Here is an 18,117-nt window from a genome sequence, read left to right as displayed (position 1 = left end):
CATGCACTTGCGGATTGGCTGTTGCAGGCCACTCGCTGCGCGCAAAGTTAAGGCTGAGGGGGGCGCGCGCATCCCCCCCTTTCTTGAGAGGCGGGATAACCATGGCCCGGCGTTTGGCTGACCCTTCAAAAAGGGGGGGATGCGCCGCGCGGGCGCGCACCTAAGCTGGCCTGTCGCCGCAGCGCGAAGGTCCATGCAACGCGGCAAAACCAGAGACAGGAGACGCAGTGCAAGGACTACCCACAAAGATCCCCGCCCGCGGCGCAATGGGAGCCATCGCACGCCGGCTTCTCGCGTTGGCCGCCCTCGGCGGTGCGGTCGTCGCCGCGTGCGCCGCAACGACGACGGCGCCCACGCAGGCACTCACGCCCGCCGAGGCCCGCACCATCGCGAAGGAGGCCTACATCTACGGCTATCCGCTGGTCGACCACTACCGGATCCAGCACGCCTTTTTCGTTGACCGCGGCAATGCCGAATACAAGGGACCGCCGAACACCGTCGTCAACAGTGCAAGGGTCTACACGCCCGAGGACAAGGCGATCCAGACGCCCAACTCGGACACGCCCTACTCCTACGTCGGCGCCGACCTGCGCGCCGAGCCGCTGGTGCTGACCATGCCTGCCGTCGAGAGCAAGCGCTACTACGGCGCGCAGCTCATCGACGCCTACACCCACAACTTCGCCTATGTCGGCACGCGCGCCACCGGCAACGAAGCCGGCAGCTACCTGCTGGCCGGCCCGGACTGGAAAGGCACCAAGCCTGCCGGCATCCGCGAAGTGATCCGCTCCGAAACGCAGTTCGCCTTCGTGTTCTACCGGACGCAACTATTGGGACCTGCCGACATCGGGAACGTCAGGAAAGTGCAGGCCGGCTACAAGGTGCAGCCGCTGTCGGCCTGGCTCGGCAAGCGCGCACCGGCACCGGCGCCCACGATCGACTTCATCCAGCCCCTGACGATGGAGCAGGAGCGCGGCTCGCCCGAATTCTTCGACGTGCTGAACTTCGTGCTGCGCTTCTGCCCCACCCACCCCTCGGAGCGCAAGATGATGAAGCGCTTCGCGCGGCTGGGCATCGGTGCGGGGTTGAAGTTCGATGCCAAGGCGCTGTCGCCCGAGCTTCGCCAGGCCGTGCAGGACGGCATCGCCGATGCATGGGCCGTCCAGGACGAACTGCAGAAGCTGTCCACCGCCGGCAAGCTCGACAGCGGCGATCTGCTCGGCAGCCGCGAGCAGCTCAAAGGCAACTACCTCTACCGCATGCGCGGCACCTTGGCCGGTATCTATGGCAACTCGAAGGAGGAAGCCATCTACCCGGCCTACTACGCGGACGCTGGCGGCCAGCGGCTCGATGGCGCGAACCGCTACGTGCTGCGCTTCCGTGCCGACCAGCTGCCGCCGGTCAAGGCCTTCTGGTCGCTCACGATGTACCAGCTGCCCTCGCGGCTGCTGGTGCCCAACCCGCTCGACCGCTACCTCATCAACTCCGCGATGCTGCCGGACCTCCAGCGCGATGCCGACGGCGGGCTCACGCTCTACATCCAGCGCGAATCACCCGGCAAGGACAAGGAGTCGAACTGGCTGCCGGCGCCGCAAGGCCCCTTCGTGATGGCGATGCGCCTGTACTGGCCCAAGGCCGAGGCACTGAATGGCCAATGGAAGAAGCCCGAGCTGGAGCGCGTGCAAGGCGCCGCTGCCGGCCCCACCGTTCCCGTGACAGCGGACAACTTCATCCGCGCCGAATCGCACGTGTACTTCAGCAACGTCGTGCGCAACGGCGGACTCGGCAAGTTCCGCCACAACCGCGAGCTGGCCTCGGTCGATCGCCAGCTCGTCGTGCGCATGAACCGCGACACGCTCTATTCCAGCGCGGTGTTCGACCTCGATGCCGGCCCGGTCACCCTCACGCTGCCCGACGCGGGCAAGCGCTTCATGTCGATGCAGTCCTTCAACGAGGACCACGACACACCCGCCGTGGTCTATCGCGCGGGGGACTACACCCTGAGTCGCGAATCGGTCGGCACGCGCTACGTGCTGGTCGGCATTCGCACGCTGGTGGATCCCACCGATACCGAAGACATGCGCCAGGCCCATGCGCTGCAGGACGCCATCGTCGTGCGCCAGGCTGGCACGGGCAGCTTCGACATCCCGCGCTGGGACCCGGTGAGCCAGAAGAAGGTGCGCGACGCGCTGCTGGTGCTCGGCTCGACGGTGCCGGACCTGAAGCGCAGCTTCGGCTTGCCCGGCCAAGTCGACCCGGTGCGCCACCTGATCGCCACGGCAACGGCATGGGGCGGCAACCCCGAGCGTGACGCCACCTACCTCGCCGTCACGCCGGAGCGCAACGACGGCCGCACGGTCTACCGGCTCGCGGTGAAGGACGTGCCGGTCGATGCCTTCTGGTCGGTGAGCATCTACAACGCGCAGGGGTACGTCGAACCGAACAAGCTCGGCGCCTACACGGTCAGCAGCGTGACCGCGGCCAAGGGGCAGGACGGCTCCGTGGCGGTGCAGTTCGGCGGCTGCGACGGCGCGGTCGCGAACTGCCTGCCGACTACGCCGGGGTGGAACTACCTCGTGCGGTTGTATCGTCCGCGGGCGGAGATCGTCGAGGGGCGGTGGGTGTTTCCGCAGGCGCAGGTGGTCAATCCGGACTGAACGCTGCGGGCTGCACCGGCTCGCCAAGGCGAGATGACGCCTGCCCGATACGCAGCCGGAAGGCATGCCGCCGTGTCGCGCCGCAGCGAAGGCGAGCGGCGGATTCGCGTTCCCGCTGCGCACCTGCATTTGACGCCCTCTTTCTGGTGCTTCGTCCCATTGCAGTGGCGCGCAGGACGTCGCGCCATGACGATGGCGCTTCCAGCAACCCGGCATCCGGGCAACTTCCTCCGAGGATCTCCATCATGCGTATCAGAAAAAGCGGTTTGCTCCTGGCCCTGGGCCTGCTTCTGTCCATCGAGGTCCTGGCAAGCCAGGCAGGCTTTCGAACTGTCAGCGTTCCCGGCGTACCTGCGGATCCCGAGTCCATTCCAGTCGCCTTGTTCTACCCCACTCAAGCGCCCGAGCGAACCGTCGTGATGGGGCCGTTCACGGTCCATGCCGCGATGGGAGGCACACCTGACGCGCAAGTGAAGGGCTTGATCGTCCTGAGTCATGGACACGGCGGGTCAGAGCTGGGACACACCAGCCTGGCTGAAGCGCTGGCACGCGACGGCTACCTGGTTGCCGCGCTGCGCCATCCCGGCGACAACTGGCAGGACAATTCGCTGCTCGCGAAGGGCCCTGCCCGCTACTTCACCGCGCGCCCGCAACAGGCCTCGCGTGTGATCGATGCGCTGCTGCAAGACCCTGCCTGGAAGGACCGCATCGCACGCGACACCAAGGGGCCACGCGTAGGCGCAGTCGGGCATTCGGCAGGTGGCTACACGGTATTGGCGCTGGCAGGGGGACAGCCCGAGCCGCAACGCCTCGCCACGCATTGCGCGACTGAGCGCGCGGACGATCCGATCCTCTGCAGCGTGGGCCGCACGGGAGCGCCGGCAGTGACCAAGCCCGAGTTGGCGGATGAAGCGGGGCCGGCACTGGCGGACAGCCGCGTTCGCGCGGTCGTCGCGCTATCGCCGCTGGGCGCCGTCATTTCGGCGCGATCGCTGGCCTCGATCCAGGTCCCGACCCTGGTCTACGTAGCCGAACTGGACCGCTATCTGGTCCCGCGCTTTCATGCCGGGTGGATCGCCCGGAACGTTCCCGGGGTGGAACTCCGCCGCGTTCCCAACGCATGGCACTACGCGTTCATGGACATCCCTGGCATGCCCATTCCGACGCCTGATGGCGACGTCGGGGCCGATCCTGCGGGCTTTGATCGGCCAGCGTTCCTGAAGCAGTTGAGCAACGAGATCCCGGCCTACTTCGACAAGGTCTGGAACCAGGGATGACCGGGTCGGGAGTCCGTGGCGACCACAACCACTGGCATCCTCAGGGCCGGCGCGCAGGCGCCTCGTACCACCGGCCTTTTTCCACGATGACCGCTTGAGGCGGCTGCGACAGGAAGTGCGGAGACATGATCTGCACCCCGAATTCGTTGAACTCATCCTGGATGCTCGCGTGCAGGGCGGACTGGATCGGAATGCGTTCCAGCGGTTTGTCGATGCTGACAAACAATTCGTACTCGACATAGAAATCCGACAGTGCACGCTGATAGACATAGGGAGTCGGCGTGGTGCGCACACCGATGGTCTTTTGCGCGGCACCGATCAGGAGTTCGTGGACCTGGCGCCAGGGCGTGTCGTAGCCAATCGTGACTTTCGCGGTGAGCAAGGTGCCCTGCGAGCCAGCAAGCTTCGAGTAGTTGTGGATCGAATTCGAGATCACGACCGAATTCGGAATGGTGATCTCTTCATTGCGGACATTGACGATTTTGGTGGCGAGGGAGGCGACCTCGGTCACCACGCCTTGCACACCATTGATCTCGACAAAATCACCCCTGTGCAATGAACGCGAGTAGACGACAACGAGTCCGCTCATCGCCTGGGTGACAAGCCCCGTGGAGCCGAGTGTGAGCATCACACCGAACAGCACGGACAGCCCCTTGAACACGTCACTGCTCGATCCCGGCAGGAATGGGTAGGCGATGGCGATTCCCAACGCCCAGGCGAACAGGCTGAATATCCGGCGCGTGGCCGGGACAGTCTCCACGTGAAAGAGCGGCAATCGCAGGCGCCCCTTCTGCACGGCGTCGAAGAAGTAGCCGAGCACGTCGACGAGGACGCGCGTCAGCATGAGCACGATGAAAACGGTGACGAGGCCGGGAAGGCTTTCCACCGTGCCTTCACCCAGCCATGCGAGCTTGCCCACGAGCCAGTTCCCCAGACTCTGCGCGAGCGGTGCCGTCGCGACGAAGCTGTTGAGCACGTGATGCACCCACAAGTAGCCGAGCGTGAGCAGGACGATCCATTGCACGATCTGCACGATGCCGACGGCGAGTCGCGCAAGGAATTCGCGCCAGTCCACGTACGGATAGCGTGCAGCCAGCACGTCGCGCTTGTTCTCCGTCCACACGACAGCCTTTGCGCTGACGCGATAGACGATCCAGGTCAGGAGTCCGAGCACCAGGGAGGCGATGGCGCTGCTCAGCAGGCCCTGCAGGAGCAACGGCGTGCTGCGCGTCTGGCGCCAGGCGGTGCGAATCTCCTCCAGCCGGGTCTGGGTCCGTTCGACCAGTGCATCGAAACCCTTGCGTCCATCACTTCCTTCGATGTCGACGTCGCCATCCAGCACCGAGAAAAGCGGCAAGTCGCCGAGCAGGAACTGCACGCCGTGCACCTCGCCGATGCTGAAGGAAATCCGGTTCACGGGCATGTCGACGGCCGCGTCCGGAAGTGCCTCCACCCGCTCGCGTGCGCGGCGCACGCGCGCCTGCGGAGTCGCACCGGCCAGGCGCGCGCGCATGGTCAGCACTTCGCGATTGAGGATCCGCAAGGTGGCCGGTTCGTCCGCCTGTGCAGCCGCGCTGGAAAGGGACTGGGGCGCCGCTCCGGAGGTGCCGGGCGCAACGGACGATTCCGCCGCCTGCGCACAGGCGCTGCCGAGCGCGAGAAGACCGGTCACAAGCACGATCGCAAGTGTCCCTTTGATGCATCCCATGATCGTCCCTCTTGTTCACTTGTTGGCGCCAAGGGCAGCTTGCAACGGTGCGCCACGCCCCGGTGGCCGTGATGGTAGCGAGGACCACGTCGACTGCCTACGGGGAAAAGGGAGGATGTCGCCGTGTTCACACGGCGCCCGCCGGCGCTTTCATGGCTGCCGCTTGAGGCCCTGAAGGAAGTCCTGCACCGGATTCGACCGGTCGAAGGACTTCGCGGCCTGCACCGGCGGGTATTCCGCCAGCGTCTTGAGGTGCGCACCGATGAGTTCGCCCATAGGGCCCGCGATCCATGAATTCTTCTGGATCAGGTGGCCGTACGAATCCTTGCTGTCGTAGCTCTCGAACGGATCGCTGCGCAGGTTGAACATCAGCGGTGCGAAGCGCGGCACGACCTGCGCGTAGTAGTCCTCCTTGGTCGAGAAATGCATCTTCCACGGGCCCATGCGCACGGCAGTGAGCTTGCCCTCGATGTAGTAGAAGAGGCTGTTGCGCGCGCTGACGGGCGACTTGCCGGTCCAGTAGTCGAGGTTGTTGACGCCGTCGATGTATTGCTTCTTCTGCGTCTTCATCTGCTCGGCCACATCCGGCACGCCGGCAGCGGCAGCAAAGCTCGTGAACATGTCCTGGTGCGACTGGATGCCGTTCTTGATCTGCCCCGGCTTGATCACGCCCGGCCAGCGCAGCATCGAGATCACGCGCACTCCCCCTTCGTAGGTCGTCATCTTCTCGCCGCGGAAGGGCGTCGTCGCGCCATCCGGCCATGACGAATGCTCAGGCCCGTTGTCGGTGGAATACCAGACGATGGTGTTGTCCTCCATGCCGCTCTTCTTGAGGAAGTCGAGCACCTGGCCGATGTCGTGGTCATGCTGCAGCATGCCGCTGCCGTGGCTGTCGTCTTCATGCGTGTACTTCGCGGCGGCGTGGTCCCACTTCTCGCCAAGGCGCGTGTACAGGTGCATGCGGCTGGTGTTGAGCCAGACGAAGAAGGGCTTGCCCTCCTTCTTCGAGTTGCGCATGAAGTCCATCGCCTTGGGAATGACCTCGCCGCCGTCGAAATCCTCCATGCGCTTCATCGTGAGCGGGCCGGTGTCTTCGATCTTCTGCTTGCCGACGGCGCCGAAGCGCGGATCGACCGTCGGGTTGTCCTGCCCGGTCGCCCAGGTGTGCAGCACGCCGCGCGTCTGGAATTTCTTCGCGAACGCCGCCGGGCCGCCGGGGTAGTTCTTGGCGAAGTTCTGGTAGTCGCCGTATTCGTTCTGTTCCTCGGTGTTGAGGTGGTACAGGTTGCCGAAGAACTCGTCGAAGCCGTGCACGGTCGGCAGGTGCGCATTGTTGTCGCCCAGGTGGTTCTTGCCGAACTGGCCGGTGCGGTAGCCCGCCGACTTCAGCACTTCGGCGAGGCTGGGCGAGGCGGCCTGCAGGCCGAGCTTGTCGCCCGGCTGGCCCACCGTGGTCATGCCCGAGCGGATCGGGTATTGGCCGGTGATGAAGGCCGCGCGGCCTGCCGTGCACGAGGGCTGGCCGTAGTGGTCGGTGAAGCGGATGCCCTCGGCGCCGATGCGGTCGAGGTTCGGCGTGGTGTAGCCCATGGTGCCCATGCCGTAGGCGCTCACGTTCTGCCAGCCGATGTCGTCGCCCCAGATGACGAGGATGTTGGGTTGTTTTGGCGTCTGGGCTTGCGCCGGCGCCAGCGCAAGCAGTGCGCACGCTGCACCGGCTGCGGCCAGCACCCGCCTGATGTTCTTGATCATGAATGTCTCCGTTGGAATGGATTGCACGAATGCGTTGCGGCCTCAGGCGCGCAAGGCGTCGGCTGGCTGCTCAAGCGGCATGGCGCCAACGGCATCGGCGTCGGTGGTCGCTTCGATGGTCTCGAGCGCGCGACGCAACGCCGGCGGCAGGGGCACCGGGCGGCGCGTCAGGCGGTCGACGTAGACGTGGAGGAAGTGGCCCTGCGCCGCGGCCTGCTGCCCATCGTTGGCGAACAGGCCCACCTCGTAGCGCACGCTCGAAGTTCCCAGTTGCGCCACGCGCAGTCCGGCACGCACGATGTCCGGAAAGGCGATGGACGAGAAATAGTTGCAACCCGTCTCGACCACCAGTCCCACGGTGGGGCTGCGCTCGAAATCAAGCACCTTGCGTTCCAGCAGCCAGGCATTGACCACCGTGTCGAACCAGCTGTAGTAGACGACGTTGTTGACGTGCGCGTAGACGTCGTTGTCCATCCACCGCGTGGTGATGTCGCGGAAGTAGCGATAGGCGCTGCGGCCTTCCGGAATCGGCTTGGCCATCGCCTCAGGCCTCGGCCTTCAGGCGGCGCACGCGGATGTCCGCCTGCTCCTTGTGGCCGGACATGTGCTCGTAGCCGCACAGGCGCGAGCAGTACTCGCCGACCATCACGCTCGCCTCGTCGGTGAGCACGCGCTGGTACGTGTGCGTCTTGATGAACTTGCCGACCCACAGGCCGCCGGTGTAGCGGCCCGCCCCCATCGTGGGCAGCGTGTGGTTGGTGCCGATGACCTTGTCGCCATAGCTCACGTTGGTGCGCGGCCCGAGGAAGAGCGCGCCGTAGCGCGTCATGCGCTGCAGGTACCAGTCCGGGTCCTTCGTCATCACCTGCACGTGCTCGGAGCACAGGCGCTCGGCCACCTGCAGCGCCTCCTCGTCGGTGTCGCACAGGTGGATCTCGCCATGGTCGCGCCAGGCGACGCTGGCCACCGGCGCGGTGTCGAGGCGCTGGAGCACTTTCTCGATCGCGGCGGGGAGTTCCTGCGCGATCTTCTTGCTCGTCGTCACGCAGTAGGCCGGCGAGGTCGGGCCGTGCTCGGCCTGGCCCAGCAGGTCGACCGCGACCAGTTCCGCATCCACGGTGTCGTCGCAGATCACCATCGTCTCGGTGGGGCCGGCGAACAGGTCGATGCCGACGCGGCCGTAGAGCTGGCGCTTGGCCTCGGCCACGTAGGCATTGCCGGGCCCGACGATCATGTCGACGCTGGCGATGCTCTCGGTGCCGATGGCCATCGCCGCGACCGCCTGCACACCGCCCAGGCAGTAGATCTCGTCGGCGCCGGCCAGGTGCATGGCGGCCACGATCTCGGGGCAGGGCTTGCCCTCGAAAGGCGGCGCGGCGGCGATCACGCGCTTGACGCCGGCCACCTTGGCGGTGAGCACGCTCATGTGCGCACTGGCGATCAACGGGTACTTGCCGCCGGGGATGTAGCAGCCCACCGAGTTGACCGGGATGTTGCGATGCCCCAGCACCACGCCCGGCAGCGTCTCGACTTCGACGTCGTGCATCGAGGCCTTCTGGATCTCGGCGAAGCGGCGGATCTGGGTTTGCGCGAAACGGATGTCTTCCAGCGTCTGTGCGGGCAGGCCGGCGATGCATGCATCGATCTGCGCCTGGGTGAGTCGGAAGCTCTCGGGCGCCCACTGGTCGAACTTCTGCGAGTACTCGCGCACCGCGGCGTCGCCGCGCTGCTCGATGTCGCCGAGGATGCCTTCGACGGTGGCGCGCACTTGCGCCTGGTTGCCGGCCTTGGCCTGGGCCGTCTGGCCGCTCTTGATGACTTGGATCATGGTCTTTCTGTGTGGTTGAAGATGTCGCGGCCTCAGGCCGCCCGGGTGTGAAGCGAGGGGGTCGCCCGCCTGAAGACAGCCAGCACGATGAGCGAGGCCACGAGGTAGACGCTCATCACGAAGTACAGGCTGTGCACCGTGCCGCCGGTGGCAGCGTTGATCGCGGTGGTCACCGGCGGAGCGATGGCGCCGCCCAGGTTGCCGATGCTGCTGACGAGCGCGATGCCGGCCGCCACCGAAGTCCGCGGCAGGTACTCGGAGACGATGGCGAAAAACACCGGCGGCAGCGAGGCGATGCCCATCACGGCCACGCACAGGCCTGCGATCGATGCAACGAGATGGCCGTTGGCCAGTGCAATGACCGAGAGTCCCGCCACCACCACCAGCGCAGCGCCAGTGAAATGCCAGCGCCGCTCCTGGCGCCGGTCCGAGCTGCGGCCCAGCAGCACCACGCCGAACATCGCGCACACCTGCGGCAGTGCTGCATAGATGCCGATCTTCAGCATGTCGCTGACGCCCCAGCTCTTGATCAAGGTCGGCGTCCAGAAGACGATCGAATAGGTCCCCGCCACGATCAGCACATAGGCCAGCGCCAGCGCCCAGACTTTGGAATCGCGCAGCAGGTCGACGAAGGACGCATGCTCTGCCTTGCCCGCCGACTGGCCTTCCGCATCGAGCTGCCGGCGCAGCGCAGCCTTTTGATCGGCGCTGAGCCACGGGGCCTGCTCCGGCTTGTCCGCCAGGACGTACCAGGCCACGATGCCCAGCAGCGGCGCGGGCAGGCCCTGCACGAGGAACAACCATTGCCAGCCGTGCCAGCCGTTGGCGCCATGCAGGTACTTCATGATCGCGCCCGACAACGGCCCGGCAATCAGGCTCGCCACGATGGCGCCGAGCAGGAAAACCCCGATCATGCGGGCGCGCCGCGCCGGCGGATACCAGTAGGTCAGGTACAGCAGCACGCCGGGCGTGAAGCCCGCCTCGAAGGCGCCGAGCAGGAAGCGCAGCACGTAGAACTGCGTCGGTGTCTGCACGAACATCATCGCCACCGCCACCCCGCCCCAGCACACCATGATGCGCAGCAGCGTCTTGCGCACGCCGATCTTCTCGAGCATCAGGTTGCTCGGCACCTCGAAGATCAAATAGCCGATGAAGAAGATGCCCGCACCCAGGGCGTAGACCGCGTCGCTGAAGGCCAGCGTGTCCTTCATCTGAAGCTGCGCGTAGCCGACGTTGATGCGGTCCAGGAAGGCGACCACGTAGGCCGCCAGCAGCAGCGGCATGATGCGCCAGTTGATCTTCGAATACATCGCCCGGTCGGCGGGCGTTTCGTTCAGTGGGCTCGTTTCCTGGTTCATGTCTTGTCTCCTTTGTTGATGGTGAGATGGGGCCGGGGTTCGCCGCGCCTTCAGGCGGACGAGCGCAGCACGAGCCGCCCCGGCAATTCGCGCAGCGCGTCGGAAACCGTGCCTTGCGGGCGGCCTTCATCGAGCAATCCGATGACGCAATCGATCATTTCGCTCACCGGCTGGCGCACGGTCGTCAGGTCATGCTCCGGCCACGCCGCGGCCCGTATGTCATCGAAGCCGACGACGGCCACGTCCTGCGGTACGCGAAGCGTGGTGTGCGTTCGCAGGTGGCCGAGCACGCCAAGCGCCATCACGTCGTTGGCGCAGAACACCGCGTCGATGGGAGGCCTGCCGGCGCCGAACAGCTCGGCCGCCGCAGCACGCGCGCCTTCATGCGTGTAGCTGCCTTGCACGCTGGCTACCAGCCGCAGGCCGTGCGCCGCCAGACCGCGCTCGAAGCCACGCAGGCGGTCGGCCGTGGTGGAGATACCGGGGTCGCCCCCGACGAAGGCGCACGCGCGGCGCTGCTGCCCTGCCAGGTAGTTGGCCACCTCTTCGCCCATGCGCTCGTTGTCGCAACAGACCGACCAGACGGTCGGATCCTCGACGCGCCGGTTCATGAAGACGACAGGAACGCCCTGGCGCATGCACAGTTCCGACATGCGAGAAGACAGCCGCGCCGCTGTCACCACGATCGCATCGACCTGGTACTGCAGCAGCTGAGGCATCAGTTCATCTGCGTCGCCGCCCTTGTGGACGACGAAAAGAAGCAGCTGCCGGCCAGCCTGCCGGAGCTGAAGCGACAGCTCCTCGATCACTTCGGGGTAGAAGGGATTGGCAAGGTCACCCATCACGAGCGCGACGATGCCCGAGCGCCGCTGGTTCAGCGAGCGCGCGATGGCGTTGGGCCTGTAGCCCGCTTCATCGGCGGCCGCGATGATGCGTTGGCGCAGTTCATCGGAGATGCGCGAGTGCTTGTCGAAGGCGCGCGAGATGGTCGACGTGGCGACTCCGATGTGCCTGGCGAGATCCTTTGCCGCGACGCGTCCACGAATCGGCGCGGCACGGTGGGCGGGTGATGTGGCAGAGGCGGGTTTGTGGGCCATGTCGGGGAGTCAGGAGGTTGTGCACACGTGTGCACGCTTGCGTCCAATGGTGCGTGGGGTGGCTGGCAACCCGTCCCCCCCTTTTGGAATGGGGCCGGCCGCTTCGGCCCCCTTCCTTCAGCGTCTCTTACAGGCTCGAGCAGAGATGCCCGCCGTCGACCGGCACGCAGGCGCCGGTCATCCACGAGCCGGCCTCCGTCGCCATCAGCAGCAGCAGGCCGTTGAGCTCTTCGGGCTTGCCGAAGCGGCCCATCGGAATGTTCTGGAGCAACGCCCTGCCTGCCTCCGTCTCAAGGCCGGCCTGGGTCATCTCGGTGCCGATGTAGCCCGGCTCGATCGCGTTGACGCGAATGCCGTGCGCGGCCCATTCGAGCGCGAGGCTTTTGGTCATGTGGACGACGGCTGCCTTGGAGGTCGCGTACGGCGCGATGCGATGCTTGACGCGCTCGGCCTGGATCGAGGCGATGTTGATGATCGAGCCGCCACGCCCGGCTTCCTTCCAGCGCCGCGCGGCCTGCAGGGATACCAGCCAGACGCCGCGCACGTTGGTCGTCATCAGCGCATCGAAGCCCTGCGTCGGCACCGTGAGCGCCTCGCCTGCGCTGCCGATGCCGGCGTTGTTGACGACCACGTCGAGCAGGTCGCCCGAGGCATCGATCGCTTCGAAAGCACTCGCGATCGATGCTTCGGAAGCGACGTCCATCTCGACGACGGTGACTTGCGGTGAGCCGAGCCTGCCGAGTTCGTCGGCGAGCGTGTCGAGCCTGGCCTTGCGCCGCGCCGCGATCACCACCCTGGCGCCGCAGCCTGCGGCGAGCCGCGCAAAGTTTTCGCCGAGGCCCGACGAAGCGCCGGTCACGAGCACCCGCTTGCCTGCGAGCATTGCACCCAGATCCATGCCTGTTTCCTTCCTTATTGAACGGCTGGCAGCGCAGCGCGCTTCTTGCGCGCCGGTGCCGTCTTCGTCTTTGCTGCCGGCTTCGCGGCGGTTGCCTCGATGGCCTTGGGCGCCGTCTTGCTGACCGGGGCCTTCTTGCCGGCTGCCTTCCTGGCCGGCGCCTTGCGGGTCGACGCCGTTTTCGCGGCCTCATGCCCCAGGGCCAGTGGCGCAGCTGCCGCAGCTGCCGCAGCAGCCATAGCAGCGGCCTTCGTCTCTTCAAACGACTCGCGCAGGCACTCGGCCAGGAACTCCGGATCCGGCACCACGTTGGGCGAGCTGGTCAGCGAGATGAACACCTTGCCGCAATAGCTGGTGGGGTTCCAGATCAGCGACATGCCGTCCGTCACCGGCCCCACGCCGCCCCAATGAATGAGCTTGGCGCCCAGCATGTACAGCGGCGCGTTCGGTCCCGGCACGTTGGTCACCAGGCAGTTGTGCAGCACCAGCGGCCCCTTGCCGCCCGAGCCGGTCATCGCCGCGAGCCGACCCGCCAGGCCGAGCGTCGCGGGCGGCGCGAACTTCTGGATGTCGGTGAGTTGCTTCGCGCCGATGGCTTTCTGCATCTCCTTCGATTCGGCGGTCGCTGCGCGCACGGCTTCGAGCCGCGCGATCGGGTCCGCGATGTCGGTGCCCATCGGAAAGCGCAGCATCGACACGTTGTTGCCGCTGGCGGTTCCTTTTGCGTCCTCCTGCCGTGTGTTCACCGGCGCCATCGTGAGGAGCGAACGTTCGGGCAGCTCGCCCTTGGAATCGAGGTAGCGGCGCATGGCGCCACCGATGACCGCGATCAGCGCATCGTTGACGGTGGCGCCGGCCACCACGCTCTTGATCTGCTTGACTTCCGCCAGCTCGAACGTGACCGAGTTCCAGACCCGGCTCGCCACCACATCCGCATTGAAGCGGGTCTGCGGCGCTGTCAGGCCAGCCGCGCCTCCCGGTCCGAGCAGCGAGCGCATCCGGTTCATCGCCATGCGGGGCAGCACCTGCGCCAGGGGCGCCGCCATGCGGCTCATCGCCATGAAGTTGTCGCCGAAGGACCGGCTCAACATGTCGAACCACTTCAGGCTTGCGCCTTGCGGCAACACCGGATGGGCAGGATCGACCACCGGCTCCCGGCCGCCCGCCGCGCGCTGGATTTCATGCAGGGCCCAGGTCAGCTCCACCGCCGCCATGCCGTCCATGGCCGCATGGTGGATCTTGCTCAGGACTGCGAAGCTGCCCTTCGGAATGCCCTCGATGTTGTCCAGGCCCTCGATGACGTACATCTCCCACGGCGCGCGCGCGAGGTCGATGGTGCGGGCGTGGATGCGCGACACCATGATGCAGAACTGCCGCCAGTCGCCGGGCTTGGGCAGTGCGAAGTGGCGCACGTGGAAATCGATGTCGAACAGTTCGTCATCGACCCAGAAGGGATAGCCCAGCCCGAAAGGCACCTGCACGATCCTGCGGCGCAGCACGGGCGATGCATCGAGGCGGCTCTCGATGTGCTGGACGATCTCGCGAAAGCCGAGCGTCTTGCCGCCGAGGCTGGACTGGTCGTAGATATAGACCATCGTGCCGTGCGAAGCGGCATGCGGCTGGTCCACGTGCAGGAACATCGCGTCCTGGCCGGAGAGCTTTTCGTACATGTATGGGGTCCTTGGGCTGAGTGGGACTGAGCTTAGGTTTGGGCCCCGCGGGGTGTTCCACCCCCTTTCGGGTGGGTTGCCTGCCATCGGCGTCCCCACCCCACCCGGCAATTGACGCGCCCCCCCACTAAAGGGAGGGAGTGGGACGACGCCCTTCCCCTATGGTCGGTGCACCTTCACCAACATTGACGACACTTGCGCAAGCCGTTCAGACCAATACAAGCACCCGCGCCCGAACCGGGTTCACCCTGGTGGGATCAACTGCCGGACGGCTTCCAGCGACACGTGGGTCGAAGCGGCCTTGGCGCGCGCCAATGGCTGCAGATGGAAGGCGCCACGGCCCTCGAATGGGTCGTGCGCATTCCGTTGGCCACCGCGGTGGCCACGGCCATGACGACTTCGCTGTGCGAACCCGGCCGCGTGGCACGGGAGTTCGAGGCGCTGCGCTTTTATGAACCGCTGGCACGGGCGGGGGATGCGTCCCGGGTGTTCCTGCGCCCGCCGAAGGACGTTGCGATGGAGCAGCGCGAACTGGCGTCCCTCCATGCGGGCGGGACCGAAATCAGGCGGCGCGAACTGCGCTTCACCAGCCCCTTCGTGCCGTTGAACCCCGCTGCCGCGCCCGTCTTCGCGCGCATGAAGCGCAATGCCATCGCGCATGCCGAGCATTGGTGCCACGGCGACCGGCCACGGCCGACGCTGATCGTGATCCACGGCTTCGCTGCCGACATGCCATGGCTCAACGACCATGCACTGCAACTGCGCTCGCTCTACCGCGCCGGCCATGACGTCCTGTTCTTCACCTTCCCCCACCACGGGCCGCGGGCCGAGCCCTTCCTGCCCATTCGGGGCTATGGTGTGTTCGGCAACGGACTGCTGCATTTCAACGAGGTGACGCTGCAGGCGGTGCAGGACCTGCGCGTCTTCATCGATCACTTGCAGGCCGGCGGCGTCGAGCGCATCGGCGTGGCCGGTATCTCGCTGGGTGGCTACACCGCCGCCCTGCTGGCCTGCGTGGATGACCGGCTCGACTACTGCATCCCCGTGGTGCCCGGGGTGAGCCCGATCGACGCCTTCCTCGACTGGCAGCCGACCGGCGTGCTGCTGTCGCGGCTGATGCGAAGCCAGGGCGTCGACGTGGCCGGAATGCGCGGGCTCGTCGCGGTCCACAACCCGCTCAGCTACCCATCGCCCATGGCGGGGGAACGGGTGCTGGTCATTGGCGGTGCCGGCGACCTCGTCACCCGTGCCGACCACGTCGAATTGCTGCATCGCCACTGGCCGGGCAGCGCCATGCACTGGTTCGCGGGCACGCATCTGTTGCACCTGGGGCGCGGCGACTACCTGCAACGCATGCGGGCGCACATCGAGCGGTGGAGCGGTCAACCGACACATTCAAATCAACTGGAAACAACATGAGAAAGATCGATCTGACGGGCAAGGTTGCCATCGTCACCGGCGCGGGCGCCGGACTCGGGCGCGAGCACGCCCTTCTGCTGGCGCGCCTGGGCGCGAAGGTGGTCGTCAATGACCTGGGCAGCGACCTCAACGGCCGAGGCGGCAGCGCTTCAGCCGCACAGAAAGTGGTCGACGAAATCACCGCCATGGGTGGCGAAGCCGTGGCCAACGGCGCCTCGGTCACCGACTTCGAAGCCGTGAAGAAGATGGTGGCCGACACCGTGGCGCGCTGGGGCCGGGTGGACATCCTGGTCAACAACGCCGGCATCCTGCGCGACAAGAGCTTTGCCAAGATGGAGGTCGAGGATTTCCGCACCGTGGTCGAGGTTCACCTGATGGGCGCCGTGCACTGCACCAAGGCCGTGTGGGACACGATGCGCCAGCAAGGCTGGGGCCGCATCGTGATGACCACCTCGTCCTCGGGCCTGTACGGCAACTTCGGGCAGGCCAACTACGGCGCGGCCAAGATGGCGCTGGTGGGCCTCATGCAGACGCTCTCGCTCGAAGGCGAGAAGCATGGCATTCGCGTGAATTGCCTCGCGCCCACGGCCGGCACGCGCATGCTCGACGGACTGATGCCGCAAGACAAGCTGGCCGCCTTGTCGCCCGCTGCCGTCAGCCCCGCCATCGGCGCGCTGGTCGCCGAGGACGCACCCACGCGCATGGTGCTTTGCGCCGGCGCAGGCAGCTTCGAGGCGGCACACATCACGCTGACGCGCGGCATCCACCTGGGCACCGGTGAGCACGTCGCGCATGAGCTGGCCGCCCGGCTGCCGGACGTGGCCGAGCGCCATGGCGAGACAGTGCCTCGCAGCGGCGCAGCACAAGGCGATCTGGAACTGAAGAACGCCGGCTTCGCGCCTGCCGCCAACGACGCCATCGCGGCCTGACAAACATCCGAAAGATCCAGAGAAAAAAGCATGATCGACGCCGTCATCGTCTCCACCGCCCGCACGCCCATCGGCAAGGCCTTTCGTGGGGCCTTCAACGACACCAAGTCCCCTACCCTGCTCGGCCACGCGATTTCGCATGCCGTGCAGCGCGCCGGCATTGAACCCGACCGCATCGAAGATGCCGTGATGGGCTCGGTGCTGACCGCAGGCACTGCCGGCTCCAACGTCGCCCGCCAGGCGGTGCTCGCTGCTGGCCTGCCGGCCACGGTTGCCGCGCAGACCATCGACCGCCAGTGCGCCTCCGGCCTGATGGCAATCGCAACCGCGGCCAAGCAGGTGATGGTCGACGGCATGGAGGTGGTGCTGGCAGGCGGACAGGAAAACATCTCCGCCGTGCAGCAACGCTACTTCGACTGGGTGGCCGCCGAGCAGGACCCCAACGTGCTGGCCCGCGTCCCGCACGCCCATATGCCGATGCTGCAGACGGCGGAGTTCGTTTCGCGCAAGTACGGCATCTCGCGCGAGGTGCAGGACCAGTACGCACTCGAGTCGCAACTTCGCACGGCACGCGCCCAGGCCGAAGGCCGCTTCGACGCGGAGATCGTGCCGATCACCACGCAGATGCTGGTGACGGACAAGGCCACAGGCGAAACGAGCCGCAAGCAGGTGACGCTTGCCAGGGACGAAGGCAACCGGCCCGAGACGACGCTGCAAAGCCTTGCGGCACTCAAGCCCGTGGTCGAGGGCGGCGTGGTCACGGCCGGCAACGCCAGCCAGCTCTCCGACGGCGCGAGCGCCTGCGTGGTGATGAGCGGCACGCTGGCCCAGCGGCTCGGTCTCCAGCCGCTGGGCATCTATCGCGGGATGGCCGTCGCCGGCAACGCGCCCGAGGAGATGGGCATCGGTCCGATCTACGCCATTCCCAAGCTGCTCAAGCAGCATGGGCTGAAGGTGGACGACATCGACTTGTGGGAGCTCAATGAAGCCTTCGCATGCCAGGTGCTGTATTGCCGCGACCACCTGGGCATCGACCCTGCGAAATACAACGTCAACGGCGGCAGCATTTCCATTGGCCATCCCTACGGCATGACCGGTGCGCGCGTCACGGGCCATGCGCTCATCGAGGGCAAGCGGCGCGGGGCCAAACGTGTGGTGGTGTCGATGTGCGTGGGCGGCGGCATGGGCGCCGCGGCGCTGTTCGAGATTGCCTGACGGACCCCCTCCTTTGTGGAGGGTGGAAATCCGGACGAAGCGGTTAACTTTGACGCATCGTTTCGATGAACATATTGCGGGAATGAAGCAGTCATGAAGGTATTGGTAGCAGTCAAGCGCGTGATCGACGCGAACGTCAAGGTGCAGGTCAAGTCCGATGGCACCGGAGTCGACATCGCCAACGTCAAGATGAGCATGAACCCCTTCGACGAAATCGCCGTCGAAGAGGCGGTTCGCTTGAAAGAAAAGGGCGTTGTCACCGAAATCATCGCCGTCTCCTGCGGCGAAGCGAAGTGCCAGGAAACCCTGCGC

At 66.3% G+C, this 18,117-nt stretch carries 14 protein-coding genes; 6 read left to right on the top strand and 8 right to left on the bottom strand.

From position 1 onward, the window contains the following. Positions 1-227 precede the first annotated feature (227 nt). Both QTI66_RS39770 and QTI66_RS36855 read left to right on the top strand, forming a co-directional pair. On the top strand, positions 228-2,654 hold the full coding sequence (locus QTI66_RS39770; RefSeq protein WP_353506273.1) for a DUF1254 domain-containing protein: 2,427 nt from the start codon (positions 228-230) through the stop codon (positions 2,652-2,654). Positions 2,655-2,899: 245 nt separating this feature from the next. Further along, positions 2,900-3,931, top strand: coding sequence for an alpha/beta hydrolase family protein (locus tag QTI66_RS36855; protein ID WP_286565327.1), 1,032 nt, complete (start codon positions 2,900-2,902; stop codon positions 3,929-3,931). Positions 3,932-3,971: 40 nt separating this feature from the next. Here QTI66_RS36855 and QTI66_RS36850 read toward each other — a convergent pair whose 3' ends face one another. From QTI66_RS36850 to QTI66_RS36815, 8 genes are all read right to left on the bottom strand, one after another. Beyond that, on the bottom strand, positions 3,972-5,639 hold the full coding sequence (locus QTI66_RS36850) for a mechanosensitive ion channel family protein (protein WP_286565326.1): 1,668 nt from the start codon (positions 5,637-5,639) through the stop codon (positions 3,972-3,974). A 150-nt stretch (positions 5,640-5,789) separates the two neighbouring features. Beyond that, on the bottom strand, positions 5,790-7,391 hold the full coding sequence (locus QTI66_RS36845) for an arylsulfatase (RefSeq protein WP_286565325.1): 1,602 nt from the start codon (positions 7,389-7,391) through the stop codon (positions 5,790-5,792). 42 nt (positions 7,392-7,433) lie between these two features. Further along, entirely contained in the window at positions 7,434-7,931 is a 498-nt protein-coding gene (locus tag QTI66_RS36840) for an acyl-CoA thioesterase (RefSeq protein ID WP_286565324.1), read from the bottom strand. Positions 7,932-7,935: 4 nt separating this feature from the next. Continuing rightward, positions 7,936-9,219: a histidinol dehydrogenase gene (hisD, locus tag QTI66_RS36835; RefSeq protein ID WP_286565323.1), complete on the bottom strand. Its 1,284-nt coding sequence runs from the start codon at positions 9,217-9,219 to the stop codon at positions 7,936-7,938. Between the two features lie 32 nt (positions 9,220-9,251). Beyond that, positions 9,252-10,577: an MFS transporter gene (locus QTI66_RS36830; RefSeq protein WP_286565322.1), complete on the bottom strand. Its 1,326-nt coding sequence runs from the start codon at positions 10,575-10,577 to the stop codon at positions 9,252-9,254. 50 nt (positions 10,578-10,627) lie between these two features. Next, complete coding sequence (locus QTI66_RS36825; RefSeq protein WP_286565320.1) at positions 10,628-11,674, bottom strand: LacI family DNA-binding transcriptional regulator; 1,047 nt, start codon at positions 11,672-11,674, stop codon at positions 10,628-10,630. Between the two features lie 127 nt (positions 11,675-11,801). Continuing rightward, a complete protein-coding gene (locus tag QTI66_RS36820) occupies positions 11,802-12,572 on the bottom strand; it encodes an SDR family NAD(P)-dependent oxidoreductase (RefSeq protein ID WP_286565319.1) in 771 nt (256 codons plus the stop codon). 14 nt (positions 12,573-12,586) lie between these two features. Beyond that, positions 12,587-14,242: a wax ester/triacylglycerol synthase family O-acyltransferase gene (locus tag QTI66_RS36815; protein WP_286565318.1), complete on the bottom strand. Its 1,656-nt coding sequence runs from the start codon at positions 14,240-14,242 to the stop codon at positions 12,587-12,589. A 285-nt stretch (positions 14,243-14,527) separates the two neighbouring features. On the opposite strand from QTI66_RS36815, the gene QTI66_RS36810 reads away from it, so the two are divergent. From QTI66_RS36810 to QTI66_RS36795, 4 genes are all read left to right on the top strand, one after another. After that, entirely contained in the window at positions 14,528-15,661 is a 1,134-nt protein-coding gene (locus tag QTI66_RS36810; RefSeq protein ID WP_286565317.1) for an alpha/beta hydrolase family protein, read from the top strand. After that, entirely contained in the window at positions 15,658-16,590 is a 933-nt protein-coding gene (locus tag QTI66_RS36805; RefSeq protein WP_286565316.1) for an SDR family NAD(P)-dependent oxidoreductase, read from the top strand. The genes QTI66_RS36810 and QTI66_RS36805 overlap by 4 nt, the downstream gene beginning before the upstream one ends. 30 nt (positions 16,591-16,620) lie before the next feature. After that, the gene (locus QTI66_RS36800) at positions 16,621-17,805 is read left to right on the top strand and encodes an acetyl-CoA C-acyltransferase (RefSeq protein ID WP_286565315.1); all 1,185 of its coding nucleotides are present in this window, start codon (positions 16,621-16,623) and stop codon (positions 17,803-17,805) included. A gap of 93 nt (positions 17,806-17,898) precedes the next feature. Further along, the coding region (locus tag QTI66_RS36795) for an electron transfer flavoprotein subunit beta/FixA family protein (RefSeq protein WP_444815093.1) at positions 17,899-18,117 on the top strand (219 nt) is incomplete at its 3' end.

Source organism: Variovorax brevis (assembly GCF_030317105.1).
GTDB classification, from domain to species: Bacteria; Pseudomonadota; Gammaproteobacteria; order Burkholderiales; family Burkholderiaceae_C; genus Variovorax; species Variovorax brevis.
Note: the sequence above shows the minus strand (reverse complement) of the source record. Positions and strands in the feature narration are given on the sequence as shown.